A 24659-nucleotide genomic window follows, 5' to 3' on the forward strand; every position below is an offset into this window, starting at 1 on the left:
CTTCACAATGCAAAGCATCGCTAAGGACCCCCTCACCACAGGGCAAACGGCTGTGAGGGTAACCAACCTGGCCAAGGCCTACGGAGACCACGTGGTCCTCAGGGACGTCACCCTGGAGGTCGCGCCCGGCACAGTGACCGCCATGATCGGTCCGTCCGGCGCCGGCAAGTCCACACTACTTCGCTGCATCAACCTGCTGGAAAGGCCGGACAAAGGCCAGATCGAGATCTGCAGCCACCGCATCGACGCATCCAAGCCGCTCTCCGCCAAGAGCCTGGCGCCCTTGCGGCGCAGCGCCGGCATGGTTTTCCAGCACTTCAACCTGTTCCCGCACATGACCGTGCTGCGCAATATCAGCCTGCCCCAGCAGCGCATCCTCGGCCGCAGCCGCGAGGAAGCGGACACCAAGTCCATGGAGCTTCTGGGCCGCATGGGGTTGGCAGACAAGGCGAAGCAATACCCGTCGCGGTGCTCCGGCGGGCAGCAGCAGCGCATCGCCATCGCCCGCGCCCTGGCGCTCGGACCGCAGGTGATGCTCTTTGACGAGCCCACGTCCGCGCTTGACCCGGAGGTCGGCGTCGAAGTCCTGGAGGTCATGAAGGAGCTGGCCTCCGACGGTATGACCATGATCGTGGTGACCCATGAAATGGGCTTCGCCGAGAATGTCTCCGACACCCTGGTTGTCATGGCTGACGGCGGCATCATCGAACAGGGGGATCCGCACCGGATCATGCGCGAACCGGAGCACGAGCGCACCCGCCGCTTCCTTCGCGCTGTACTGGAGCGCTGAGCACATGGATATCCTCAAAGCCATCGCCCTCGGCCTGCCAATGACGCTCCTGGTGACCGCGGTTTCCCTAGGCATCGGCAGCCTGGTGGCACTGCCCCTGCTGGCGGGCCTCCGTTCCGGCCGGACCGCCGTCCGATTCCTGACCCGGGCCGTGATCGACATCCTGCGGGGCATCCCGCCCATCGTCTGGCTGTTCGTCCTCTTCTACGGAATCAGCGTCGGCACCTTCAAGCTCAGTGCCTTCTGGGCCGGCGTCATCGGACTCGGCGTCGTTGCCGGCGCCTACCTGACCGAGATTTTCCGTGGCGCCCTTGGGGCAGTCAACGCCGGACAGTGGGAGGCCAGCGAAGCCCTGGGCCTGGACAGGTTCACCCTGTGGACCCGGATCATCGGTCCGCAGGGACTTCGTGTGGCCATCCCCGGCTTTACCACCTACGGCATCGGCCTGCTGAAGGATTCCTCCATCGTGTCCACCATCGGCGTCGCGGAGATTGTGTACCTCACCCAGCAAAACGCCAGGATGTCCGGGCAGGGCATCGTGGTGTACTTCATCGCCGCAGCCATCTACATCATGCTCAGCATGCCGCTGGGCATGCTCTCCCGGAACCTGGACATCAAAATGCGGAAGGCCGTGGCCCGATGAACACCATCCTCCAAGACATCATCGATTACGGCCCCACCCTGCTCGGCGGCCTGAAAATCAGCCTCGCCCTGACCGGCCTCAGCCTGCTTTTCGGCACCGTCTTCGCCCTTGTTTTCGCGCTCGGCATCACGTCCAGGAACACCGCCTTTCGCTGGGCGTCCACCTTCTTCGTTGAGGTCGGGCGTGGAGCGCCCGCGCTGGTGCTCCTGCAGCTGATGTACTACGGGCTTCCCAACGCCAGCATCACATTGACTGCCTTCGCCTCAGCAACGCTCGCCCTGACGTGGACCGCCGCGGCCTACATGGCCGAGTACATCCGCGGCGGCCTCGCCTCAGTTCCCGCAAGCGAGATCGAAGGCGCCCAGGCCCTTGGCATGAGCCATGCGGACACCCTGCGCTTCGTCATCATCCCGCAGGGCATGCGGATTGCGCTGCCGGCCCTGATGGGATTCGCCGTCCTGCTGTTCCAAGCGACGTCCCTTGCATACTCCGTGGCTGTTCCCGAACTCATGAGCCAGGCCTACTCAGCGGGCTCATCCTCCTTCAAATACTTGAATCTGTTCATCATTGCCGGTGCCATCTACGCAGCGATTTCGATTCCCGCCACTTGGCTTTCCGTGGGCGCAGAAAAGCACCTAGCCAAACACCTTTAGAGACGGAAGCCGGATATGAGCTTACTCCTTCAAAGAGCACCAGAAACCGCGGAAGCTACGCGCGTGAAGGCTGCGAGCGGATTTCTTGCAGACGAGTGCGAGGCCGGATGCGACTACTGTGTCGGCCCGGAGACAGACTGAATAAACGAGCACCCGCCTTCAGGCAGTCCGGGACGCCACTGCCTGTCCCACGCCTTCCGGCCCGCTTCGCCGAGAATCGGTAGGTTGGAGACCGAAGGCCGGAGTTCATCGACGGCGCGTGAGGAATGGGTGCCAGCGTAATCAATGCTCGACCCAGCGGCCGGTCTCGGGAGCTTCGAACGCCGATAGGTGGTGGTGCGTCTCCCGCTTGGCCTTACGTCACGAGGGTCGCAAGTCACTTCCGCAAAAGCCGCCTCGGAAGCAGCCGGTTAGGAGAACGGCATCACGACGAGAATATCTCCGCCCTGCCCGGCGTCCAGCGCGTGAGCTCCACACTGGTCATGAAGAACGTCATAGAGAACCGGCCACGGCCACTCTGAACGAGCAGCGCCAAGTATTGGTGCTGGCGTCGATCACAGACCCGTCATCTGGCCAGGGGACGACTGCCGATCGGGCCTTTCCCCCTCATAACTTCAGGGTCAGAACTGGCCAACCAGCACCAGGTTCACGGCCGGATGTTCAGGAACCGTCGCCCTAACACCCGGTCCTGCAACCCTTCAAGGACGGTTTGCCGCTCAGCGTCCCATGACTTCAAGGACGTCGAGCACAGTCCGGAGCAGCGCCAAGGCAAGGCTGCACGACGCAATCCACAGACCCGCGACCTGCACCCGACTCGCCTTTCCACTGCCTTGTTCGCTCACCTGAGACCACCTGTTCCTTCGACTGGGACGACCATCGTAGGGGCGGGGTGCTGACACTTTGAGAAGCCGGACAAAGCCATGCGGATGCTGTGCACAGCATGTCCACCGTCGCCGTCCGAGCGATCAGGGATCTGTTGAGAAATGCCTTCCTGTTATCCACCAGGAAGAGCCGGCGTGTCCGAGCTTCCGGGAGTGTTGGCCTAAGTTCCCGTCGTTCAGCTCCTACCGGTCAGCCTGTTCACAATCACACAGGGGGAGCGCGCTCCCCTTCGGGCCGTGTGAGAACCAGCATGCGCCGTGACGGGCGGCGCGATGGCGTCCGCTGGACCAGCAAGCGCGGCGGCATTTTCGGGGCTCCGGCTTGGCTCAGGAGTGTATGCGGACGGCGAAAGACCCCGCAGCACGAGTCAACGCCGCGGGGTCCTTCTAGGTCGATGCATCCGCGAATGGGGGAACGCGGAGACACTACAACCAAAATATCGTCAGTAGGCTTAGTTTCCAAATTTGGAGCCTGCTCCCCGGAATTGCCGCCTCTAGACAGTTCCTCGACGTGGTGCCGTTCGACTCTTCACTTCTACAGCGGGCCGGGCAGACCACTCCCCCAGGTTGCCGAAAGGTCCATTATCGGCGTTTCGGGCTTGTCATTTAGCCTGTGATTTGGGCGTTAATACGGCATGCTTTCCGCGCGACCGTGGAAGCATGACAGCAGTTGCAGGAGACCCGGTGGCTGAAGGCAGATCAGGATTCGATCCGTCTGCCCGAGCCGGTCCGCGACCTGTCCGCCGTCATCTTTCCGGCGGTGAATCCATGGCAGCGATGCAGGCTCGGTCGGTGGCAGCGATTCGATGCCCCGATACAGCCTTCGAAACCGAGTACGGGCCAGGGGCCGTGTGAGTGGCGGTGAGTCACGGTGACATCATCAAGTCAATCCTCGCCGACTCGTTCGGCATGCACCTTGACCTGTTCCAGCGCATTAACGTGGGCCCCTGCTCCGTATCGATCGTGCCTGCGGCGTAAGTCGGCGAGCGTCTATGCGACCAACACCGAAACGGGCGACCTGTCGTGGCTGTCGAACGGCGTCCACTCTGGCGATGCACCCGTGGGCGGGGGTGCAGGGCAAAAGGCACCATGGACCTCACGTGCCTAAAATACTGACATGCCTACACGTGTTCACGAGTTTGCCTGGCCCGATCGGGTCGTCGTTGGCACCATTGGCCTTCCGGGGGCGCGCAGGTTCTACCTGCAGGTGCGCGCAGGGACGCAGATCGTGAGCATTGCCCTGGAGAAGCAGCAGTCGGCTCTGCTCGCCGAGAAGATCGACGAAATTCTCGACCAGCTCGTCACCATCGAGAACAACCCCTTCAGCGTTCCCACGAGTACGCCCATTGAACTTGTCGATAATGACCAGCTCGAGGCCGTTCAGGAGCAGTTTCGGACCGGCGCCATGAGCTTAGGTTGGGACCCAACGACGGCGCAGGTCGTAATAGAGGCCTACCCCATCACCGATGTTGATGCTGATGACGACGACGAATCCCTTGATGAGAACGGCCCTAACGAGAACGAAATGCTGCTGGTGCGGATGCCGGTCGGCACTGCCCGCGCATTCGCCAAGCGCACCCGTGAGGTCGTGGGCGCCGGGCGTCCGATCTGCTCGCTCTGCGGCTACCCCATAGACGCCGACGGGCACATCTGCACCCTTCCCGGGGTCTGATACCAGCCCCGGACCTTGTGACCGCCAAGCTGACGCTCACCCGCCGCATCACGACGGCATCAAACGCTACATTCCTGGGCACCATCGGTGACGTGGTGGTCGTCCCTTTAGCTGATAGCAGGCGAAAGTCCGCTGCGGGACTTTTTCCCGACGGCACCCCGGCTCACCCAGGTTGACGGAAGGCCGGATATCGGCGTTTGGAATCGGGCCAAAACCGCCGTGTTCATCAAACGGTTTTCCTGGAATGTATCAGGGCACCGCGGCGCTGCTGCAACGATGCGTAACCACTTTCCGGTATACCTTTTGAATCAATTTTTAGGCTGTATCGAGTTTGGCGGAGCGTTTGACGGCAGCAGGACAGCAACCGCGGAAAGGGACTGGAATTACGCACGAGGCGGACGATGGTAAGCATGCGAACAAATATTCTCTGGACGTGTTCCTCCTCCGGGCATATTCTGATCTCGCATTGCTCTGGGGGGTGAATGGAATGGGCAGCATGCTTCGCTATTGCCGCACGGTTTCTGTGCGCGCCCTTCTGGTCCCGGCCCTGCTTGCACTGGCGTGGCTCGTGTGGGGTGCGGGCAGCGCGCAGGCGTCAACGGACCCTTCCAAGGCCGTCGTCTCTGAAAGCGCCCTGGACCTCGGCCTCTCCAATGCTCCGTCTCTCCATGCTGCTCAGGTTCTGCGGGCCGGGCAGGATCCGGCCGGTTCCGCCGCGCACCACGTTGCAGCTGCCGCCGATGCGATCGTGGGCAGGGCCGCGCCTGCTGTTTCCACGGTGGCCGCGACCACCGAGCCGGTGGCCCTCCCAGTGCCCCGGGTCGCGGCGCCGGCAGTCGCCACTGTCACCAAGACGGCCGGACCGGCAGTCTCCGCCGTTTCTCCGGCAGCCGCATCGGTAGCCGCCACCGTGAACAGGACTGCGGCCCCGGCAGTTTCCACTGTCGATCATGCGGTTGCAGCTATGGACGACGCCATTGCTTCCGTGACCCAACGGCTACTGCGGCTGCCCCTTCCGGCGGTCAAACCTCCACAACTGCCCAACCCGGACTTTCCTGTCGCTACCGTCCGCAAGACGCTGGCGGCGGTGGTGTCCACTGTGCCGCGATCACCCGTTGCGGACGCCCGGCGGCCCGTCCCTGGCCATCCGTCCGGGGAGGTTCATCCGACGCGGGCCGCAGCAGTTTCCGCAACCGCAGAGGCTTCCAGCCCTGCTCCGGCTTCGGCGACGCTCTCCGGCACAGCAACCCCGGCCCCCGCCCCCTCGAACCTGGCCACGGTCCAAAACATTGATTCGCCGTTCAAGACACTCGCCCAGCTGAAGATCACTGCCTCGACCCGCCCTCCGGCCCGCGCTATCCAGGCGCCGGCTCAAGGGCTGCTGCACGAACACCCCGCCACAGAGCGGCTGAATATTGCCGCGACGCACGGCGAGTCGGGCTCCTCCGGCTCAGACAGCTCCGGCTCACACACGGCCGATATCGCCGCCTCCTGGAACGAACTGTTCCCCGCCGCCAGCGCCCTCGCCCCGGGCGCAGCGGTGATACCGCCCTCCGGTCCCGCCGCCGATCCGGGGTCTTCCCCCGACTGAACAGGTCAGCTCTGCCTTCACACAGGCAGATAAGACCAGCCGTACGCCGCACTCGGCCTACGGACTCAACGTTCAGTCAGGAGAATTGCCATGTCCAACCGCACCCCGCTTTCCGTTGCCTCCGACCAGTCCCGCCGCTCCCACATCGGCAACTGGCCCGATCCCATGGGACGTGCAATCGGCAACTGGCCGGATCCCATGCGTGCACACATCGGCTGGTGGCCCAACCACAACGCCCAGAGCAGCCTCCCCTCGGGTTCATGATCCAGATCGGAAAAGGGCACCAAGTGATGTTGTTCCCGCACTGCCGCGAGGCTGTGCGGGAACAACATCACCATGTTTAGCTCTAAATCATTGGGCGGCTGGACGGCCCGCGCAAACGGAACACAAAAGCCTTGGACAGACGCCGGGCCGACACCGACGGCACGAGACAACACCCCCCAGCTCAAGGTGTTGCGCTCACCACCTGAACTCGCCACCTATGCTCCAATAAAGGCCATAGAACTCAATCTGACAGGTTGAGGGTTTGGAGGCTCAGGTGGCTGGTCAACGGATCGGGTACGTGCGCGTAAGCACGCTGGACCAGAACGAGAAACGCCAGCTGGACGGCCAGGTCCTGGACCGGGTCTTCACCGACAAAGCCTCCGGCAGGGACACGTCCAGACCGGAGCTGACTGAGCTGCTGCGGTTCGCCCGTAACGGGGACACAGTCATAGTGCACAGCATGGACCGGCTCGCCCGCAACCTGGATGACCTGCGTTCACTGGTCCAGGCTCTGACCCGTAAGGGCGTGCGGGTGGAGAGTTCGTCAAAGAGAGTCTGGTCTTCACGGGGGAGGACTCCCCCATGGCCAACCTCATGCTCTCGGTGATGGGTGCCTTCGCCGAATTCGAACGCTCCCTGATCCGGGAGCGGCAGCGGGAAGGCATCGCCCTGGCCAAGCAGCGCGGTGCCTACCGCGGACGGAAAAAGACCCTCACGCCGGAACTGGCGGCCGAGCTGGTCCAGCGGGCAGCGAATGGAATCCCCAAATCCGTCCTCGCCAGCGACTACGGCATCAGCCGGGAAACGGTGTACCAGTACCTCCGCCAAGCCAAGCCGGACTAAGCCCTCCCTGCTGACCCAGCCGCTGACGCCACGGCAACCACGCCAGCTTGACGGAATCACGGTTATCGGCCTGAAACCCGCGGGAGTACGTTGAGGACCCCACCAGCGAGGGGCCGGTACCTCAATAAACAGCTTCAACCACCCCGCTCGACGCTCAACCGGCGGGTTTCCGGCCCACCTCAACGCACGGGTGTCGACAGGCTCAGCCAGCGACCCGCCTTCATCACCGCAGCCACGTCAAGATCCGGGGCGAGCACCACCAAATCCGCCTGCCGCCCGGCCTCAATCCGCCCGACGTCGGACAGCCCCAGCATGTCCGCCGGGTTCTGGCTTGCCGCCCGGACGGCGTCGGCGAGTGGGATGCCTGCGTCAAGGACGGCGTGCCGAACGGCCGCGTCCAGCGTGAGGATGCTGCCGGCGATGGTGCCGTCACTGACCAGGCGCGCCTCGCCGTCGGCCACCCTGACGTCCAGCCCGCCAAGCTGGTACGTGCCTTCCTCCGCGCAGGCTGCCGCCATGGCGTCGGTGACGAAAACGGCCCGCGCCGGGCTCGACAATATGAAGCGGACCAGCGACGGGTGGAGGTGGACGCCGTCGGATATCACTTCCGCGAAAACTGAAGGGTCCTCCAGCAGCGCCAGCGCGGGGCCAGGTTCCCGGTGGTGCAGCGGCCGCATCGCGTTGAACACGTGCGTCCCGGCGGTGGCCCCCGCCGCGATCGCTTCACGGGCCAGGTCGTAGCCGGCGCCGGTGTGGCCGATTGCCGCGACGGCGCCGTAGCCCGTGACCTGCCGGATGGCGGCCAGGCCCCCGTCCAGTTCAGGCGCGATCGTGACCATCCGCACGGTGCCCCGCCCGGCCAGCATCAGCCTGTCGACGGCCGCCGGTGACGGGGCAAGCAGAAGGTCCTCCGCGTGGGCGCCCCGGTGTTCGGGGCTGAGCCACGGGCCTTCCAGATGGATCCCGGCCAGCACCCCTTCCTCCACCAGGGCCGCCAGCGCGGCCACCGCCTTCTCAAGCTGGGTAAGCGGGGCGGTGACCAGGCTGGCCATCAGCGTGGTGGTCCCGTGCGAACGGTGCACCTGGGCGATCCGGACCGCCGCGGCAGCAGGGTCAGCGTCATTGAAGCTGACCCCGCCGCCGCCGTGGATGTGGGCGTCCACAAAGCCAGGCGCGAGGGTGCCGTCCGCGAAGCTAAAGTCGGGCTCTCTGGCGGCCCGCCCGGATCCGGCGGCAAGGATCAGGGACCCGTCGGTCTCCACCCAGCCGGGCTCCAGTGCGGCGTCCGGCAGGATGACACGGGAAGCAGAAATGAGCGTCGGACTCACCAGGTTTCCGTGATCTTGCGCAGGCCCCGCGGAGCATCAGGGTCCCGGTGGCGCGCGGCGGCCATCGCATGCGCCAGCCGCTGCAGGGGCATTATCTCCAGGATCGGCGAGAGCTGCTCGTGGACGGCCGGCAGCGGCACCACATGGTTCAGCGGGCGGGCAGCCCCGGCGTCACCCACCAGGCAGACGTCCGCGCCCCGTTCGGCGAGGCGGTCCAGCACGGGGTACAGGGCACGGCCGCCGGCGCCGGGCGAGGCGACGGCGATGACGGGCCGGTCGGCGTCGATCATGGCGAAGGGCCCGTGCAGCAGGTCGGCACCGGAGAAGGCGTGTGCGGCCAGGTACGACGTTTCCATCAGTTTCAGTGCCGCCTCCCGTGCGGTGGGGTAGGAGAAGCCGCGTCCCGTGGTGATGATGTGGTTCACGAAGCGGTAGCGGTCTGCAACCTCCAGTATCTCCGGCCGGGCAAGGACATCGGCGGCGAGACGCGGCAGGTCCGCCGCTTCCGCGCCGTTTCCTCCGGCCCACGCGTCGATCAGCTGCCACAGCGCCAGCAGCTGGGACGTGTAGCTCTTCGTTGCGGCCACGGCCCGCTCCGGCCCGGCTAGGATGTCCAGGTGGTGCCGTGCGGCAGTGGCCAGCGGCGAGGACGGTGCGTTCGTGACGGCCACGGTGAGGGCGCCGCCCCGGGCGGCAGCGGCGGTGGAGTCCACCAGGTCGGGGGAGCCGCCGGACTGGCTGACCGCCAGCCACAGCACCCCGTCCATCTTCGGTTCCGCTCCGTACACCGTAAGGCTCGACGGCGACGCTAGCCCGGCCGGCAGCCCCAGCACCGTCTCGATGAGGTACTTCGCGTACAGGGCCGCGTGGTCGCTGGTGCCGCGCGCGGCCAGGAGGACGTACCTGATGTCGGCGTCCCGGAGGGTGGCGGCCAGGCGGGCGACGGCGGGACGCCCGTGTTCAAGCTGCCGTGCGAGTGCCTCCGGCTGTTCCAGGATTTCGGCGGCCATCAGGGAACCGGGAAGCGGCGAGTCGGCGAGAGTGGGGGCTGCGGTGGTGTGCGGGGCGGTCATGGGTCTCCTTGGAGTGGGATCAGAAGGGTTGGGATCAGCAGGGGTCGAATGAGGGTGATCAGGCAGAAATTCTGGTGGCTGGCCGGTGTGGCGCGCCCGCAAGCTGGCTGGCCAGCTCCACGGCGCCCCAGGCGGGCGCGCGGTCCAGCACGCGGACGTCGGTGAGGCCGCTGGCAGCCAGCAGCTCGCGCACCCGGGTGGCCAACGACGGCTGGTTCACCAGCATCCCCCCGGCAAGCAGGACCGGTGCATCTTCCGGAACGGTGCCCAGCCTCCTGGTCACCGTCAGGGCCAGGCCCGCGAGGTGCCGTGCGGCGTCCTCGGCGATGGCTGCGCTTGCTGCGTCCGAGGTGGCGAGGGCGAACACGGTTCCTGCCAGCCCGGCCCAGAAGCGGCGCTCCGGCCGACGGTAGAACAGGTCCAGCAGGTCGCCGGGTTCCGCGGCTCCGGTCCGCGCCAGCAGTTCGGCGGTCAACGGCCCGGCGGGCAGTCCGTCGTCGGATTCCCGCAAAGCGTAGCGGACCGCGCTGCGGGTCACGGCGTAGCCGCTGCCTTCATCGCCGAGCAGATAGCCCCAGCCGCCGGCCCGGGCTTCCCTGCCGTCGCCGGCCTTCGCCCACGCGGCGGAGCCGGTGCCGGAGATGAGGACGGTGCCTGCCGTGAGGCCGCCGGCGGCGAGGATGATGCGGGTGTCGTGGTCCACGTGTATCCGGGCTCCCGGGAACCTGCGGGAGAGCAGGCCAGTCAGGCGTTCCCTGGCCGCCGGCGTGTCCGCCCCCGCGGCGCCTGCAAACACGGCATCTATTCCATGGCCTGCAGAATCGGCGATGCCGAGTTGTGCGGCGAGGTCGTCCAGCGAAGCGGCGGCTTCGTCCGGACCGACGGAGGCAATGTTCGCACTGCCCACCGTGCACTCAGCGAGCTTCCGGGCTGGTGCGGCAGCGCCGCCAGCGCCGCCCGGGACAGAGGCATCGGCGGAGGTCCCGCCGTCGTCCTTCCCTGCAACTACCGCCAGGATGGCGTGGGTCTTGGAGCCGCCGATATCCAGGCCCAGGACACGGCCCAGGCCGAGGACGGGCAGCATCACTTGGCCGCCGGCTTGCTGCTGCTGTCGGTGCTGCCGGTGGCTTCCGGCCAGCGGGCGCCGTTCTCCCAGTAATGGCGGATTTCCTCGAGGTTCCGGCCCTTGGTTTCGGGGGCGAGGCGGTGGACGAAGACAAAGCCGGCGATGGCCAGCGCCCCGAACACTGCGAAGGTGCCGGCACCGCCGAGGCGCTGGAGCATGGTCAGGAAGAACGCCGCGACAATCACGTTGGCCACGAGGTCCGAGGTCAGCATGGCGCTGGCTCCGAGTGAGCGCAGCCGGGCAGGGAACGACTCGCCGGCGTAGACCCAGACCAGCGCGCCGAAGCCGAAGGTGAAGCCCACCGTGAAGAGCAGGACCCCCAGGAAGCCGACCACGGTCAGGGCGCCGCCGAAGTCGCGGCCCACCATGAAGACGGCGACGAGGATGATGTTGGCGACAATCATCATGCCGATGCCGCCGAGCAGGATGGGACGCCGTCCCACCCGGTCCACGAGGGACAGCGACACGAAGACAGCAACCAGGGCAGCGGCCTGGACCAGTGCGGGCAGCAGGAGCAGGGCGGCGTTGCCGGTGAAGCCCATCGCCTCGAAGATCCGCGGGCTGTAATAGACCACGGCGTTGATGCCGGTGATCTGGATGAAGAAACCGAGGCCGACGACGAACACCGTCGCCTTCAGATACGGCGAACGGAGCATCTCGCGCAGGCCGCCGCCGCGCTCTTCGCTGATGGCGCGGCGCATCTCCGCCAGTTCGGCGTCGACGTCGGCATCCGGCTCGATCGAGCTGAGCGTGCGGCGCGCGTCTTCAGTGCGTCCGCGCATCATGTACCAGCGGGCGGTGTCGGGGAGGCGGAGGGTGACGGCGAGGACCGCGAGGGCCGGAACGGCGGCGAGGCCCAGCATCAGCCGCCAGTTTTCGGTGCTGGACAGCACGTAGGCAGCCAGGTACCCGATGATGATGCCGATGACGGTGGCCACCTGGTACGCAACGAGCAGGGCGCCGCGCACCTTGGGCGGCGCTGACTCGGCCACGAAGACGGGCACCACCACCACGGAAATGCCGATGGTCAGACCCAGGAGCAGGCGGGCCACGAGCAGCATGGGCACGTCAGCAGCGAGGGCGCTGAGCACCGCGAACGCGGCATACGCTCCGGCCACGCCCACCATGCAGGCCTTGCGGCCCAGTTTGTTGGCGAGCCAGCCGCCGAGGACGGCGCCCAGAACTTCACCAACGACGACGGCGGTGGTCACCAGCTCCTGCTGGCTGGTGGAGAGCTGGAACTCCTTGGTGATGAACAGCAGGGCGCCGGCGATATTCGACAGATCGTAGCCGTAGATTATGCCGATGGTGGCGGCGGTGCCGCCGACCAGAAGGCCGAGGCGGGGCGTCTGGCGCAGGTCTTGCAGGAACGACATCTTTGGGTCCTTGGAAGTGGGGTGCGGGATTAGGGTCTGGAACTGATGCAAACGAGAATTGGTGTAAACCAATTTCCAATCATTTTGGCCTAGACCAATTTTCGTGTCAATAGGTACCATCAGATTCATGGAAACCTCCGCGGCCGCTGCCCTGCCCAAGTACTACGTACTTAAGGAGCAGATCCTCGCACTCATCGAGGACGCGGCGCCCGGAACCCTGATCCCCACCGAGCGCGCACTCGCGGAGCAGTACGGAACCTCCCGCACCACTGTCCGCCAGGCCATTGGCGAACTGGTGGCCGAGGGCCGCCTGGACCGGACGCAGGGGAGGGGAACCTTTGTGGCGCCCCCGAAGGTGACGCACGTCCGCCAGCTCACCTCCTTTACCGACGACGCCGCGAGCCAGGGCCTCACGGCCGCGGCGCGGATCGTTGACGTGAGCGAGCTGCCGGCCGACCCGGCCACGGCACGGCGCCTGGCGGTGGAACCGGGAACGGATATCCACCGGGTGGAACGGATCAGGCTGGTGGACGGCGAGCCGCTCGCACACGAGATTGCATTCCTTGCCGGTCCGCTCCCGGACCTGGCGCGGACCGTGGCCGAGCGCGGCTCCTTGTACGCTGCCCTGCGCGAGGACTACGGAATCCGGATCGCCGAGGTGGAGGACACCGTGGAGACAAAGCTGGCCGGACCGGCCGAGGTGCAGCTCCTCGACGTCGAGATGGGGGCTCCCATGCTCCTGGTCCACCGCCTCGGCTTCACCCCCGACGGGCGGCCTGTGGAGTGGACCGAGTCGGTGTTCCGAGGGGACCGGTTCCGTTTCGTGGCGCGGATGCACGTCTAAGGAGGCATTTAGTCCTTGGGGCGGCACACGGCACGGTGCGGGCGGCCCGCGTCCGTTTGTTACGCCCAACTGCGGAAGGTGAAGCACTGTTGCGTTGCACGACGGCGGGTGTCGCCGGGCATTGTGAAGCAAGTTACCGGGTGGTTGTGTAAGTCCATAATCACGACGGGGCGGCTTTACGCCCTCCCTGAATCGAGGGGGACATGATCACAGCTTTGGTGCACAGAATCCGGACGCAGTGCAGCGCGGAACTGAACACGTTCCGCAGCCAGGTGCACGCACTCGCGCGGCAGGACATCGGTTCCGGAGGCCTGGATGCGGCGGCCACCACCATGGCCCGCCGGCCGTGCCTTGCCACCCCGGGAGTTTCCGTGGACATCGTCGGCTTCACCTGCCCCCGTTCCTCCGATGGCGCGCCCTCGGTGCGCGTTGCCGTGTCCATGAGCCTGCAGCCCGGCCGGATGGCTTCCGCCGTCCACTGGGAGGAGGCCCATGCCTGGGCCGGAGCCGTGGCCAGCGGTGAATGGGTGGCTGCGGAATACGTCGGAAGCCAGGAAAGCCCGGGCGGCATGGTCTTTCACTACGCCCTGAAAAACGCGGAGGACCCGTACGTCGTGCCTGAGTGTTCGGCCGTGCCGGAGTATTCGGCGCTGCTGTAAAACCGAGTCAACCAAAAAGGATCCGGCGGGAATGCTCCCGCCGGATCCTTTTGTCTGTCTTCCGGGTTATTCCTTGCCCAGTCCTGCGGCAGAGGTCTTTCCACCGGTGACTTCGTTCAGCTTGGCCAGGTCGAAGATGCCGTTGATGTCGGCCTGCTTCGTGGTGCCGGCATCCACGCCGTCCTGTAGCAGCTTCTTGAACGCCCCTGCCAGCGGGTCCACCGTGAACACGATGTTCTTCAGCGAGCGGTCAATAACGTCCTGCGGGAGTGCCTTGCCGGCGGCCTCCTTCAGGGCGGCGTTCACTTCCGTGGCCTTCTCGGCGGCCGGGGCGTCGTTGAGCCACTTCACGGCCTCGACGTGGCCCTTGAGCAGCGCCTCGACAGTCTGCGGGTGCTCCGCAGCGAACTTCTTGTTCACGATCAGGATGGTGGTGGGGAACTCGCCCGGCTTGCCCGTCAGCGACCCGTCCCACAGGTCCTTCTCATCCACCAGGACCTTCGCGCCGGCCTGGAGCACCAGACGGGAGGCCCACGGCTCAGGCAACCACGCGCCGTCGAGCTTACCGTCCTGGAACAGCTTCAGGGTCTGGGCGTTCTCGGTGGGGTTGATCGCAACGTCCCCGCCGCCGTCGGTGTTGGTCTTGTAGCCCTGCTTACCCAGCCAGGCGCGCAGCGCCACGTCCTGGGTGCCACCCAGCTGCGGGGAGGCCAGGGTCTTGCCCTTCAGATCAGCCGCGGTCTTGATCTCGGGCTTGACCACCAGCTGCGCGCCGCCGGATGCCGCCCCGGCGATGATGCTGATGGACTCGCCCTTGCTCTTGACGAACGAGTTGATGGCCGGGTTAGGGCCGATGTACGTGGCATCGATCGCGCCGGCATTCAACGCCTCGATCGCGGCCGGGCCCGCGTTGAACACCTGGGTGCTCAGCTTGGTGCCGCCCAGCTCCTTCGCGATGAAGCCCTTCTGGACTCCGACCAGCGCGGTGGCGTGGGTGATGTTCCCGAAGTAACCCAGCTTCAGCTCGGCCGCGGGGCTGGTGACTGCGGCCGCGTTGGCGGAATCCGGGGCGGCGTTGTTGGCGGCCGTGGTGGCGACGGCCACGCCTGCGCCCAGGACTGCAAGGATGCCGGCGGCGATGCCGATCTTGAGCCCGCTGGGGCGTTTCCGGCCGCTGGGCTGGCCCGCGGCGATCCGGGTGGAGCCCTGGTTCTCGGGTGAAGAAGACATGATGTTTTCCTTTTGGACGATGGAGCGGAGGGGATGGCGCTGAGCGTTGGATTGAGATTACGGAGGCCCCTCCGGCGGCCACAACGGCAGCTGACGCAGGCGTTCACCCGGCGTCGCAATCGTTCATCCTGGCGGTCTTATACCTTCATCGGGAGTCGCGGAACGTCAAGAATCGCGGGTCAGAGACCGTCCGGGGCGGCTTTCAGGGTTTCCAGCACGGCGGGCAAAAGATGCTGCTGCCGGCCCCAAACCGGGTCGAGCAGCTCGACGTACCAGGAGTCGGCCAGCAGGAGGGCAAGGGTTTCGTTGCTTTCGCGTGCCCAGTCCTGGATTTGGTCGGACTCGACCGGATTTTCGCTGCTTCCCAAAACAGTGACCACTTCGCCGTCGTGCAGCGTGACCGGAACGGAGGCCTGGCTGACCTCGCCCGGGGCATGGGCGATGGCAATGAGTTCCGTCTCGGCCGACAGCCGCAGCAGGCGGGCGGCGGCCTCGGCGGAGCAGAAGCCGGTGACATACTCGCGCTGGGCATGCCCGGCGTCGGGACCGAAACCCGGCTGGGATTCCTTCGTGAACAGTCCGCTGCGGTTGAGCTCGGCCAGCTGGCCGGCGATGGGCAGGGTCTCGTCATCGAAGCGCGGGGCGAGGGTTCCGGGCTGGTACTCGCTGGTGCCTTCAAGCCACCGCGCGGTCAGCTCCCCGGCCGCGGGGAGGGAGGCTGCCTGGCGCCACACTTCACGGTCTGCCAGGAGCCTGCCGTAGCCGTCACGTTCGGTGGTGAATTGATCGCTCATACTCGATGCTAGGCGTGGTTTCGGGATGACCGACAGGCTGAATGACGCCTTCGAACGCAGTGTGAATCGCGGTTACGCCGTGTATCTTCCGGTTTCTCCGCGCTTTGACCCCCCTTTTGGGTTACCGGATAGTTGCTGCCACAACCTTCGCGTTCACTATTTCCAGGGGGCAACCATGGTCCGTCAGTCTCTCAAATCCCGCACGGGCACAATCAAGCCGGGGGTGGGCCTGGCCCTCACCGCCACCAGCCTGCTGGCGCTGTCCGCCTGCTCCGATCCCGGGGCTGCGGCTTCGGCGAACGCGGCTGCCACAACCACTGTCACGTCGGCAGCCAAGACCTTCAACCTCACGCCCGAGCAGGACCGCTTTCCCGTCACCGTGGACAAGGCTGCTGCGGCCCTGGTTCCGGAAGCCATCAAGAAGGACGGAACGCTGACCGTGGCCGTCAGCCCCTTCGCACCGCCGCTGGCGGTTTACGCCACGGACAACAAGACGCCGGTGGGCAACGAAGTGGACATCGCCGTCGCGCTGGCCCAGACGCTGGGACTGGAAGCCGAGATCGTTCCGACCGCCTGGGCGGACTGGCCCCTCGGCGTCGAATCGGGCAAGTACGAGGCCGTTCTCTCCAACGTCACCGTGACTGAGGAGCGCAAGCTCAAGTTCGACTTCGCCAGCTACCGGGACGACAAGCTCGGCTTCTATGCCAAGAGCGACAGCGGCCTCACCAAGGTCGAATCCGCCGCGGACGTCGCCGGCAAGCGCGTCATTGTCGGCTCGGGCACTAACCAGGAGTCCATCCTGCTGCGCTGGGACGAGGAGAACAAGGCCAAGGGGCTGAAGCCGGTCGAGTTCCAGTACTACGACGACGACTCCGCCTCGAACCTGGCCCTGCAGTCCGGCCGCGCGGACCTGACGTTCGGGCCGAACGCCACGGCCGCCTACAAGGCCGCGACCGACGAGAAGACCAAGCTGGTGGGCCTGGTGGACGGAGGCTGGCCCCTCAAGGCGAGCATCGCCGCCACCACCAGGAAGGGCAACGGGTTCGCCGCCGCTGCACAGGCAGGCCTGAACCACCTGATCGAGGACGGCACCTACGGCAAGATCCTGGACCGCTGGGGCCTGTCATCGGAAGCCGTGGCCAAATCGGAACTGAACCCGACGGGCCTGCCCAAGAGCTAGGTTGCCGGAACCACCCTGGCGAGCAGCTACTCCTACGGCAGCCGTCCGGGCCGCAGCACGCTCGGAATGCCCGCCTGATCAGGCTCCAGCGAGACCGGGCTGACCAGCACCGCAGGCCCGCGGTGCAGCACACCGTCGGAAAGTGCCCGGCAGCGCATGCCCCCGCGCCCGCGCATGGCGGCGTGCGCGCCGGGCGCGAGCATGCGGTCCATCCACGCGCAGGGATGGGCAGGCCGCCCGCCTTTGAACCGCACCACCCCGCCCTGGGATTCCAGCACGAACTCCTGGCCGAGGAGCGGGGCCAGATGCGCACCCCTGAGGATCACGTTGCGCCGGGTCAGCAGCGGGTCGAACGGGCCAGCGTCCAGTTCCGCGGCCATGGCTTCGAGGGCTTCGACAGCGAACAGGGTGACCGCCGCGTCCATGTGGGCAGCCTTGCCGAAGAACCGGTCACCGACGATGCCTTTACCGGCCACGATCTCCACCCGGCTGGCATCGGCCGTCGGCACATCAGCGGCGCCGTCACGCGCGCGGCCGAAGTAGGCGTGCGCCGGCGAGACGAGCAGATGCAGGACGTCCACGTTGTACCGGTAGGTTGCCGTCATGCAATTACGCTATACCCCGCTCAGGACAGAGGTCAGGCCGGCCTCGCGAGCAGGGAGCTGGCTTCCTGGCGGGTGGATCCGGAGGACTCGATGTGGGCGAGTTCGGCGGGGATTTCCCAGCCCTTTTTGCGCATGGCGGTGGCCCAGAGCCGGCCGGCGCGGTAGGAGGAGCGGACCAGGGGTCCGGACATGACGCCGAGGAAGCCGATCTCCTCGGCTTCGTGCTGCAGGTCCACGAATTCCTGCGGCTTGACCCAGCGGTCCACGGGGAGGTGGCGTTCGGAGGGGCGCAGGTACTGGGTGATGGTGATCAGGTCGCAGCCTGCCTGGTGGAGGTCGCGGAGGGCTTCGGAGATTTCTTCGCGGGTTTCGCCCATGCCCAGGATCAGGTTGGACTTCGTGACCATGCCCAGGTTCCGGCCCTGGGTGATGACGTCCAGGGAGCGTTCGTAGCGGAACGCGGGCCGGATCCGCTTGAAGATCCTTGGCACGGTTTCGACGTTGTGCGCGAACACCTCGGGTTTGGAGTCGCAGATCGCGGCGATGTGCCCGGGTTTGCCGGAGAAGTCCGGGATCAGGAGTTCGACGCCGGTGCCGGGGTTGAGTTCGTGGATTTTGCGGACCGTTTCGGCGTAGAGCCAGACGCCTTCGTCTTCGAGGTCGTCACGGGCGACGCCGGTGACGGTGGCGTAGCGCAGGGCCATTGCCTGCACGGAGCGGGCCACCTTCGTGGGTTCGAACCTGTCCACGGGGGAGGGTTTGCCGGTGTCGATCTGGCAGAAGTCGCAGCGGCGTGTGCATTCGGAGCCGCCGATCAGGAAGGTGGCTTCCTTGTCTTCCCAGCACTCGAAGATGTTGGGGCAGCCGGCCTCTTCGCAGACGGTGTGCAGGCCTTCCTTCTTGACCAGGTTCTTCAGGCCGACGAATTCCGGGCCCATCTGGACCTTGGCCTTGATCCAGTCCGGTTTGCGTTCCACCGGGGTGGCCGCATTGCGCTGCTCGATCCGCAGCATTTTCCGGCCTTCTGGTGCCAGTGTCATTGTTCTCTTCCTTAGTGCTAAATCAGCAGGCCACGACGTTGACGGCGAGGCCGCCCATGGCCGTTTCCTTGTATTTGGAGCTCATGTCCTTGCCGGTCTCCCGCATGGTCACGATGACCTCGTCCAGCGAGACCCGGTGCGAGCCGTCACCCCAAAGGGCCATCTTGGCCGCGTTGATGGCCTTCGCGGCGGCGATCGCATTGCGTTCGATGCAGGGCACCTGCACCAGCCCGCCGATCGGGTCGCAGGTCAGGCCCAGGTTGTGCTCCATGGCGATTTCCGCGGCGTTCTCCACCTGCGCGGGTGTGCCGCCCATGACCTCGGCAAGCCCGGCGGCGGCCATCGACGACGCCGATCCCACCTCGCCCTGGCAGCCCACCTCCGCGCCGGAAATGGACGCCTGCTCCTTGTACAGCACCCCGACGGCGCCCGCGGCGAGCAGGAAACGGACCACCACGTCGTCGCGGTCTTCCTGGCTGGCCTTATCCATCCCGGGAGCAAAATACAGCGCGTAATAGAGGACCGCCGGGATGATGCCGGCGGCGCCGTTGGTGGGGGCGGTGACCACGCGCCCGCCGGAGGCGTTTTCCTCATTGACGGCCAAGGCGATGAGGTTGACCCATTCCTGCCAGTACTTGGGGTCCCGGTCCTTGTCCTCCTTCAGGAGGCGTTCGTGCCAGTCGGGAGCACGACGGCGGACCTTCAGTCCGCCGGGCAGCAGCCCCTCCCGCTTCAGGCTCACCTCCACGCAGCTTTCCATCACCGAGTAGATGTGGAGCAGGCCTTCGCGGATGTCCTCCTCGGACCGGGAAGCGCGTTCGTTGACCAGCATGATGTCGGAGATGGACAGGCCCTGGGCGCGGCAGTGCTCCAGCAGTTCCGCGGCGGTGCGGAACGGCAGCGGCAGTTCCTTCTTCGATTCCTCCAGCTCCTGCTGGGCCGCGTCCTCCTCGCCTTCGCGGACAATGAAACCGCCGCCCACGGAGAAGAACGTCGCCTTCCGGAGCTCGGAGCAGGCGGCATCAAACACCGTGAACGTCATGCCGTTGGTGTGCCGGGGCAGCACGGTCAGCGGCCGCAGCACCATGTCCGCCACGCCATAGGGCAGCGGAACCGATCCGGCCAGCTGCAGCGTCCCGGTCTCCGCGATCGACGCCAGCCGTGCTTCAACCTCATCGGGCAGGATCAGCTCGGGGTGGTAACCCTCCAGGCCAAGCAGGATCGCCGTCATGGTTCCGTGCCCGTGCCCCGTCGCCGCGAGCGAGCCGTACAGGTCCACCCGCAGCGACGCCACCTGCTCCAGCACGCCGGAGGACGTCAGTTCCTCGGCAAACACCGCCGCAGCCCGCATGGGTCCGACGGTGTGCGAGGACGAAGGGCCAATCCCAATGGAAAACAGGTCAAAGACGCCAACAGCCATGGTCGGTTCCTAACTGGATAGTTGTGGTCGGTTCGGGCTGGGGAGGTGGACTTGCTGGGGGGAACTACAGTTCGCCGCCGTTTGCTGCTGCGTATTCTTCCGCCGACATCAGCGGACCCTCGTCGGTGACGGCCACCTTGAACAGCCAGCCGGCGCCGTAGGGGTCGCTGTTGATCAGTGCCGGATCGGCGACGACGCCGTCATTGATCTCGGTCACTTCACCGGTGACCGGTGCGTACAGGTCGGAGACGGACTTGGTGGATTCCACCTCGCCGCAGGTTTCGCCTGCCGTGACAGTGGAGCCGACCTCGGGCAGGTCCACATACACGATGTCGCCCAGGGCGTCGGCAGCGACAGCGGAAATCCCGATCCCCACCGGCCCGGCGCCGTCAGCAGCAACCCATTCGTGCTCGGCGGAGTACTTCAGTTCAGAAACAACCTTGCTCATGCGATTTTCCTTTGAGGTTTAGGGGCTGGTTACTTGGAGCGCTTGTAGAACGGCAGCGCGACCACTTCGAACGGCTCGGCCTTGCCACGCAGGTCGACGTCCAGGACCGTGCCCACTTCGGAGTGCTCGACGTCGACATACGCCATCGCGACCGGGTAACCGAGGGTGGGGGAGGGCTGGCCGGAGGTGACCTCGCCGACCAGCATGCCGTCCTTGAGGACAGGGTAGTGGCCGCGGGCGGCGCGCCGGCCGGTGCCCTTGAGGCCCACGAGCTTTTGGCCAACGGTGGAACCGACGCCGGCTGCCTTGATTGCGGCCAGCGCCTCCTTGCCCACGAAGTCGCTTTCCTTGGCTAGCGAAACCACCGGACCCAGTCCCGCAGCGTAGGCGTTGACCTGACGCGTGAGCTCGTTGCCATAGAGCGGCATCCCGGCTTCCAGCCGGAGCGAGTCACGGCAGGCGAGGCCGGCCGGGACCAGGCCGTGTCCTTCGCCGGCTTGGAGCAGGGCCTCCCAGAGGCCCGGCGCATCGTCGTTGGGCACGTAGATTTCGAACCCGTCCTCACCGGTGTATCCGGTGCGGGCCAGCAGCAGGGTCTGGACAGCGCCGTCGACGGTGATCCTTACCTCGACGGCGGCGTAGTACTTCAGCTCGGTCACCAGGGAATGCTGTCCGGCCGGGACGAGCTGGAGCAGGATCTCCTCCGCGTTGGGTCCCTGCACCGCGATCAGCGAGGTCTCCGCTGAGACGTCCTCGACGGCGACGTCGAATTTCGCTGCCCGTTCTGCGAGGGCAGCGGCAACCTTCGTTGCATTGCCGGCGTTGGGGACCACCAGGTACTTGGCTGTTCCATCCGCAGCCGCGCGAAGGCGGTACGTGATCAGGTCATCGATGATGCCGCCGTCGGCGTCGCAAATCAGGGAGTACTTGGCCTTGCCGACGGCGATTGCGGACAGCTTGCCTGCCAGGGCGTAGTCCAGGAAGGCGCCGGCATCCGGGCCGGCCACCCAGATTTCCCCCATGTGGGAGAGGTCGAACAGGCCGGCCGCGTTGCGTATTGCATGGTGTTCGGCGAGCTCCGAATCGTACTTGAGGGGCATCTGCCAGCCACCGAAGTCGGTGAAGGATGCGCCTGCTTTCTTGTGCTGCTCGTAGAGGGCGGTGTAGTTCTCGGTCATTGCGGAATCCTTAGCTCTCGAACTCGGAAATGGGAGGGCAGGAGCAGACCAGGTTCCGGTCGCCGGCTGCGCCGTCGATGCGGCCCACCGGCGGGAAGTACTTGTCCTGCCTGAGTGAGGGCACGGGGAAAGCGGCCTGCTCGCGCGGGTAGGAACGGTCCCAGTTGGAACTGACCACGGCGGCCGCCGTGTGGGGTGCGTTGCGCAGCGGGGAGTTCTCCACGGTGAAGTCGCCGCTGGCGACCTGCTCGATTTCGGCGTGGATGGTGATCATCGCGTCGATGAACCGGTCGATCTCGGCCAGGTCCTCGGACTCGGTGGGCTCCACCATCAGCGTGCCCGCGACCGGGAACGCCAGGGTGGGGGCGTGGAAGCCGAAGTCGATCAGGCGCTTGGCCACGTCCTCGGCGGTGACGCCGGTCCGGGCCGTGAGCTCACGCAGGTCCAGGATGCACTCGTGCGCCACTAGCCCGCTGTCTCCCGTGTAGAGGACCGGGAAGAACTCGTTCAACCGGGACGCGACATAGTTCGCGGCGAGCAGCGCGGACTTGGTGGCCTCGGTCAGGCCGCTGCCGCCCATGAGCTTCACGTACGCCCAGGAGATGGGCAGCACGCCCGCGGAACCGAACCGCGACGCGCTGATCGCAACGCCTGTTGATCCGGCAGGGCCCGCCTCATGCGCGGCGTTGTTGGCATCCCCCGGCAGGAATGGAGCCAGGTGCGCCTTTGCCGCAACGGGACCGACGCCGGGGCCGCCGCCGCCGTGCGGGATGCAGAAGGTCTTGTGCAGGTTCAGGTGCGAGACGTCGCCGCCGAACTTGCCGGGCTGGGCCAAGCCCACGAGCGCGTTGAGGTTGGCCCCGTCCACGTAGACCTGGCCGCCGGCCGCATGGATGGCGTCGCAGACCTCGCGGACGTCGGCGTCGTAGACGCCGTGCGTGGACGGGTAGGTGATCATGATCGCCGAGAGAACATCCTTGTGCGCCTCAATCTTGGCGTACAGGTCAGCGTGGTCGATGGTGCCGTCGGCGGCGGTGGCCACGACGACCACCTTCATGCCGGCCAGCACGGCCGAGGCGGCGTTGGTGCCGTGCGCCGAGGCGGGGATCAGGCAGACGTTGCGCTGGTGATCGCCGCGGGAGAGGTGGTAGCCGCGGATGGCCAGCAGGCCAGCCAGTTCGCCCTGGGAACCGGCGTTGGGCTGGATGGACACCTGGTCGTACCCGGTGATCTCGGCGAGGTCCGCCTCCAGGCCATCAATCAGTTCGCGCCAGCCCTCGGTCTGGGAATCCGGGGCGAACGGGTGGATCGAGGCGAACTCCGGCCAGGAAATGGCTTCCATCTCCGCCGTCGCGTTCAGCTTCATGGTGCAGGAACCCAGCGGGATCATGGTGCGGTCCAGCGCCAGGTCGCGGTCGGAAAGCTTGCGGATGTAGCGCAGCAGCTGGGTCTCCGAGCGGTGCGTGTTGAACACCGGGTGCTGCAGGTAGTCGGAGGTGCGCAGCACGGCTTCGGGGAGTTCAAAGCCCGCCGCGTCCCCTACCGGACCGGCGCCGAAGGCGACGGCGACAGCGGAAAGTGTTGCCGCCGTCGTCGTCTCATCAACGGAAACGCCCACCGTGTCCGCGTCGATGAGGCGCAGGTTGATACCGCGGGCCTCTGCCGCCGTGATGACCTTGGTGGCCTTGCCGGGCACGCGCACGGTGAGGGTGTCGAAGAAGGAATCGCTGAGGAGTTCGCGGCCCGCCGTCCTGAGCGCGGTGGCGAGGACGCGGGCGTTGTTGTGCACGGTCCCGGCGATTGCCTTCAGTCCGTCGGGGCCGTGGTAGACGGCGTAAAAGGACGACACGATGGCCAGCAGCGCCTGGGCGGTGCAGATGTTGGAGGTCGCCTTCTCGCGGCGGATGTGCTGCTCGCGGGTCTGCAGCGCCAGGCGGTAGGCGGGGGCGCCGGCGTTGTCCTTGGAAACGCCAACGATGCGGCCCGGGAGCGTTCGCTCCATACCGGTGCGCACTGCCATGTAGGCAGCGTGCGGACCGCCGAAGAACAGCGGCACCCCGAAGCGCTGGGCGGTTCCGACGGCGATGTCGGCGCCCTGTTCGCCCGGAGGCGTGATCAGGGTCAGGGCAAGCAGGTCGGCGGCCACGGTGACCAGCGCACCGCGCTCTTTGGCCTCGGCGATGACGGCGGACTGGTCCCATACCCGGCCCGAAACGCCGGGCTGCTGGAGGACGACGCCGTTGATGTCGCCGTCGGGAAGCCCGTTGGACAGGTCTGCCACCTCCACCTCGAAGCCGAGGGCTTCGGCGCGGCCCTTGACGACGGCGATGGTCTGGGGGAGGCAGTCGGCGTCCAGGACCGTCTTGCCGTCCTTGGCTGCTGCGTTCTTGTTGGCCCTGCGCATCAGCAGCACGGCCTCGGCCACGGCGGTGGCTTCATCCAGCAGGGAAGCGTTGGCGACCGGCAGTGCAGTGAGGTCCTGGACCATGGTCTGGAAGTTCAGCAGCGCCTCAAGCCGGCCCTGCGAGATCTCCGGCTGGTACGGGGTGTACGCGGTGTACCAGGCCGGGGCTTCCAGGACGTTGCGGCGGATCACGGGCGGTGTGACGGTGTCGTAGTAGCCCTGGCCGATCATCTGGACGGCGGTCTTGTTCTTGGCGGCCAGGCGGCGGAGCTCGGCCAGGACCTCAACTTCGCTCAGCGCAGCGGTGAGCAGCAGGGGGTTCTCTTGGCGAATGGACGCCGGAACGGCAGTGTCAACGAGGCCATCGACCGAGTCATAGCCGATGTTCTTGAGCATGGTGTCGATATCGGCCTGGCGGCGGGCGCCGATATGCCGGTCGGCAAAGGTTGATGGAAGCGATTGAATCGTCATGAGGAACTCCAGGTATGGCCGGCCACGTGTGGCACGGCATGATTTGGGTTCCTCCCCGCTCTGTATTGGACCTGAGAGATTCCGCGGACATGGTTCTCCGCTTGCACCGTCGGTGAGCCAAACAGAGTTTGGCTGCTTTCCAGAGT

21 protein-coding genes and 2 pseudogenes are annotated in these 24659 nt (G+C 66.3%); 11 read left to right on the forward strand and 12 right to left on the reverse strand.

Annotated elements, in window-relative coordinates; genetic code table 11:
* Positions 1-7 precede the first annotated feature (7 nt).
* The 8 genes and pseudogenes from QFZ23_RS02185 to QFZ23_RS02225 all read left to right on the forward strand — a co-directional run bounded on the left by QFZ23_RS02185 (position 8) and on the right by QFZ23_RS02225 (position 7337).
* Positions 8-790, forward strand: a complete 783-nt coding sequence (locus QFZ23_RS02185; protein WP_306920311.1) for an amino acid ABC transporter ATP-binding protein — start codon at positions 8-10, stop codon at positions 788-790.
* Between the two features lie 4 nt (positions 791-794).
* Complete coding sequence (locus QFZ23_RS02190) at positions 795-1433, forward strand: amino acid ABC transporter permease (RefSeq protein WP_306920312.1); 639 nt, start codon at positions 795-797, stop codon at positions 1431-1433.
* Positions 1430-2086: an amino acid ABC transporter permease gene (locus QFZ23_RS02195; RefSeq protein ID WP_306920313.1), complete on the forward strand. Its 657-nt coding sequence runs from the start codon at positions 1430-1432 to the stop codon at positions 2084-2086. The genes QFZ23_RS02190 and QFZ23_RS02195 overlap by 4 nt, the downstream gene beginning before the upstream one ends.
* A gap of 1637 nt (positions 2087-3723) precedes the next feature.
* A pseudogene (locus QFZ23_RS02200) lies at positions 3724-4075 on the forward strand (histidine phosphatase family protein); the annotation flags it as partial.
* A gap of 9 nt (positions 4076-4084) precedes the next feature.
* Positions 4085-4639, forward strand: coding sequence for a DUF3090 domain-containing protein (locus QFZ23_RS02205; RefSeq protein WP_306920314.1), 555 nt, complete (start codon positions 4085-4087; stop codon positions 4637-4639).
* 487 nt (positions 4640-5126) lie between these two features.
* Positions 5127-6230, forward strand: coding sequence for a hypothetical protein (locus QFZ23_RS02215; RefSeq protein WP_306920315.1), 1104 nt, complete (start codon positions 5127-5129; stop codon positions 6228-6230).
* Between the two features lie 90 nt (positions 6231-6320).
* Positions 6321-6494, forward strand: coding sequence for a hypothetical protein (locus QFZ23_RS02220; protein WP_306920316.1), 174 nt, complete (start codon positions 6321-6323; stop codon positions 6492-6494).
* Positions 6495-6768: 274 nt separating this feature from the next.
* Positions 6769-7337 (forward strand): annotated as a pseudogene (locus QFZ23_RS02225) (recombinase family protein).
* A 179-nt stretch (positions 7338-7516) separates the two neighbouring features.
* Here the strand turns inward: QFZ23_RS02225 and nagA are convergent.
* Genes nagA through QFZ23_RS02245 form a run of 4 tightly spaced genes read right to left on the reverse strand, consistent with a single transcriptional unit; the run spans position 7517 to position 12240 of the window.
* Positions 7517-8665 (reverse strand): N-acetylglucosamine-6-phosphate deacetylase, encoded by a 1149-nt coding sequence (nagA, locus tag QFZ23_RS02230; RefSeq protein ID WP_306920317.1) that lies wholly within the window; start codon positions 8663-8665, stop codon positions 7517-7519.
* Positions 8662-9738, reverse strand: coding sequence for an SIS domain-containing protein (locus tag QFZ23_RS02235; protein WP_306920318.1), 1077 nt, complete (start codon positions 9736-9738; stop codon positions 8662-8664). Before QFZ23_RS02235 ends, nagA begins: the two co-directional genes overlap by 4 nt.
* A gap of 58 nt (positions 9739-9796) precedes the next feature.
* A complete protein-coding gene (locus QFZ23_RS02240) occupies positions 9797-10822 on the reverse strand; it encodes an N-acetylglucosamine kinase (RefSeq protein WP_306926617.1) in 1026 nt (341 codons plus the stop codon).
* Positions 10822-12240, reverse strand: a complete 1419-nt coding sequence (locus tag QFZ23_RS02245) for a sugar porter family MFS transporter (RefSeq protein WP_306920319.1) — start codon at positions 12238-12240, stop codon at positions 10822-10824. The genes QFZ23_RS02240 and QFZ23_RS02245 overlap by 1 nt, the downstream gene beginning before the upstream one ends.
* A 127-nt stretch (positions 12241-12367) precedes the next feature.
* Here QFZ23_RS02245 and QFZ23_RS02250 point away from each other — a divergent pair, with 127 nt between their 5' ends.
* Positions 12368-13084 (forward strand): GntR family transcriptional regulator, encoded by a 717-nt coding sequence (locus QFZ23_RS02250; RefSeq protein ID WP_306920320.1) that lies wholly within the window; start codon positions 12368-12370, stop codon positions 13082-13084.
* A 203-nt stretch (positions 13085-13287) separates the two neighbouring features.
* Complete coding sequence (locus tag QFZ23_RS02255; RefSeq protein WP_306920321.1) at positions 13288-13743, forward strand: hypothetical protein; 456 nt, start codon at positions 13288-13290, stop codon at positions 13741-13743.
* A 66-nt stretch (positions 13744-13809) separates the two neighbouring features.
* On the opposite strand, the gene QFZ23_RS02260 is transcribed toward QFZ23_RS02255, so the two are convergent.
* A complete protein-coding gene (locus QFZ23_RS02260; RefSeq protein WP_306920322.1) occupies positions 13810-14973 on the reverse strand; it encodes an ABC transporter substrate-binding protein in 1164 nt (387 codons plus the stop codon).
* A 179-nt stretch (positions 14974-15152) separates the two neighbouring features.
* On the reverse strand, positions 15153-15767 hold the full coding sequence (locus QFZ23_RS02265; protein WP_306920323.1) for a DUF6919 domain-containing protein: 615 nt from the start codon (positions 15765-15767) through the stop codon (positions 15153-15155).
* Positions 15768-15942: 175 nt separating this feature from the next.
* On the opposite strand from QFZ23_RS02265, the gene QFZ23_RS02270 reads away from it, so the two are divergent.
* Positions 15943-16947 carry an ABC transporter substrate-binding protein gene (locus QFZ23_RS02270; protein ID WP_306920324.1) on the forward strand — a complete coding sequence of 335 codons (1005 nt, stop codon included), beginning with the start codon at positions 15943-15945 and terminating at the stop codon, positions 16945-16947.
* Positions 16948-16979: 32 nt separating this feature from the next.
* On the opposite strand, the gene QFZ23_RS02275 is transcribed toward QFZ23_RS02270, so the two are convergent.
* The 6 genes from QFZ23_RS02275 to gcvP all read right to left on the reverse strand — a co-directional run bounded on the left by QFZ23_RS02275 (position 16980) and on the right by gcvP (position 24513).
* Positions 16980-17552 (reverse strand): MOSC domain-containing protein, encoded by a 573-nt coding sequence (locus QFZ23_RS02275; RefSeq protein ID WP_306920325.1) that lies wholly within the window; start codon positions 17550-17552, stop codon positions 16980-16982.
* A 32-nt stretch (positions 17553-17584) separates the two neighbouring features.
* Positions 17585-18592, reverse strand: a complete 1008-nt coding sequence (gene lipA / locus QFZ23_RS02280; RefSeq protein ID WP_306920326.1) for a lipoyl synthase — start codon at positions 18590-18592, stop codon at positions 17585-17587.
* A 22-nt stretch (positions 18593-18614) separates the two neighbouring features.
* Entirely contained in the window at positions 18615-20012 is a 1398-nt protein-coding gene (locus QFZ23_RS02285) for an L-serine ammonia-lyase (protein WP_306920327.1), read from the reverse strand.
* A 64-nt stretch (positions 20013-20076) separates the two neighbouring features.
* A complete protein-coding gene (gcvH, locus tag QFZ23_RS02290) occupies positions 20077-20460 on the reverse strand; it encodes a glycine cleavage system protein GcvH (protein ID WP_306920328.1) in 384 nt (127 codons plus the stop codon).
* Positions 20461-20489: 29 nt separating this feature from the next.
* Positions 20490-21638 (reverse strand): glycine cleavage system aminomethyltransferase GcvT, encoded by a 1149-nt coding sequence (gene gcvT, locus QFZ23_RS02295; RefSeq protein WP_306920329.1) that lies wholly within the window; start codon positions 21636-21638, stop codon positions 20490-20492.
* A gap of 10 nt (positions 21639-21648) precedes the next feature.
* Positions 21649-24513 carry an aminomethyl-transferring glycine dehydrogenase gene (gene gcvP, locus QFZ23_RS02300; RefSeq protein WP_306920330.1) on the reverse strand — a complete coding sequence of 955 codons (2865 nt, stop codon included), beginning with the start codon at positions 24511-24513 and terminating at the stop codon, positions 21649-21651.
* Between the last annotated feature and the right edge of the window lie 146 nt (positions 24514-24659).

The organism is Arthrobacter globiformis (assembly GCF_030818015.1).
Classification (GTDB): Bacteria; Actinomycetota; Actinomycetes; order Actinomycetales; family Micrococcaceae; genus Arthrobacter; species Arthrobacter globiformis_C.

Bases quoted from the DNA above. Each gene is read 5' to 3' on its own strand.
- QFZ23_RS02255 (WP_306920321.1), top strand. From the start codon at position 13,288: ATGATCACAGCTTTGGTGCACAGAATCCGGACGCAGTGCAGCGCGGAA.
- lipA (WP_306920326.1), bottom strand. From the start codon at position 18,592: ATGACACTGGCACCAGAAGGCCGGAAAATGCTGCGGATCGAGCAGCGC.
- QFZ23_RS02285 (WP_306920327.1), bottom strand. From the start codon at position 20,012: ATGGCTGTTGGCGTCTTTGACCTGTTTTCCATTGGGATTGGCCCTTCG.
- gcvT (WP_306920329.1), bottom strand. From the start codon at position 21,638: ATGACCGAGAACTACACCGCCCTCTACGAGCAGCACAAGAAAGCAGGC.
- QFZ23_RS02205 (WP_306920314.1), top strand. From the start codon at position 4,085: ATGCCTACACGTGTTCACGAGTTTGCCTGGCCCGATCGGGTCGTCGTT.
- QFZ23_RS02245 (WP_306920319.1), bottom strand. From the start codon at position 12,240: ATGTCGTTCCTGCAAGACCTGCGCCAGACGCCCCGCCTCGGCCTTCTG.
- QFZ23_RS02190 (WP_306920312.1), top strand. From the start codon at position 795: ATGGATATCCTCAAAGCCATCGCCCTCGGCCTGCCAATGACGCTCCTG.
- QFZ23_RS02240 (WP_306926617.1), bottom strand. From the start codon at position 10,822: ATGCTGCCCGTCCTCGGCCTGGGCCGTGTCCTGGGCCTGGATATCGGC.
- QFZ23_RS02265 (WP_306920323.1), bottom strand. From the start codon at position 15,767: ATGAGCGATCAATTCACCACCGAACGTGACGGCTACGGCAGGCTCCTG.
- gcvH (WP_306920328.1), bottom strand. From the start codon at position 20,460: ATGAGCAAGGTTGTTTCTGAACTGAAGTACTCCGCCGAGCACGAATGG.
- QFZ23_RS02220 (WP_306920316.1), top strand. From the start codon at position 6,321: ATGTCCAACCGCACCCCGCTTTCCGTTGCCTCCGACCAGTCCCGCCGC.
- gcvP (WP_306920330.1), bottom strand. From the start codon at position 24,513: ATGACGATTCAATCGCTTCCATCAACCTTTGCCGACCGGCATATCGGC.
- QFZ23_RS02215 (WP_306920315.1), top strand. From the start codon at position 5,127: ATGGGCAGCATGCTTCGCTATTGCCGCACGGTTTCTGTGCGCGCCCTT.
- QFZ23_RS02250 (WP_306920320.1), top strand. From the start codon at position 12,368: ATGGAAACCTCCGCGGCCGCTGCCCTGCCCAAGTACTACGTACTTAAG.
- QFZ23_RS02260 (WP_306920322.1), bottom strand. From the start codon at position 14,973: ATGTCTTCTTCACCCGAGAACCAGGGCTCCACCCGGATCGCCGCGGGC.
- QFZ23_RS02235 (WP_306920318.1), bottom strand. From the start codon at position 9,738: ATGACCGCCCCGCACACCACCGCAGCCCCCACTCTCGCCGACTCGCCG.
- QFZ23_RS02195 (WP_306920313.1), top strand. From the start codon at position 1,430: ATGAACACCATCCTCCAAGACATCATCGATTACGGCCCCACCCTGCTC.
- QFZ23_RS02275 (WP_306920325.1), bottom strand. From the start codon at position 17,552: ATGACGGCAACCTACCGGTACAACGTGGACGTCCTGCATCTGCTCGTC.
- QFZ23_RS02270 (WP_306920324.1), top strand. From the start codon at position 15,943: ATGGTCCGTCAGTCTCTCAAATCCCGCACGGGCACAATCAAGCCGGGG.
- QFZ23_RS02185 (WP_306920311.1), top strand. From the start codon at position 8: ATGCAAAGCATCGCTAAGGACCCCCTCACCACAGGGCAAACGGCTGTG.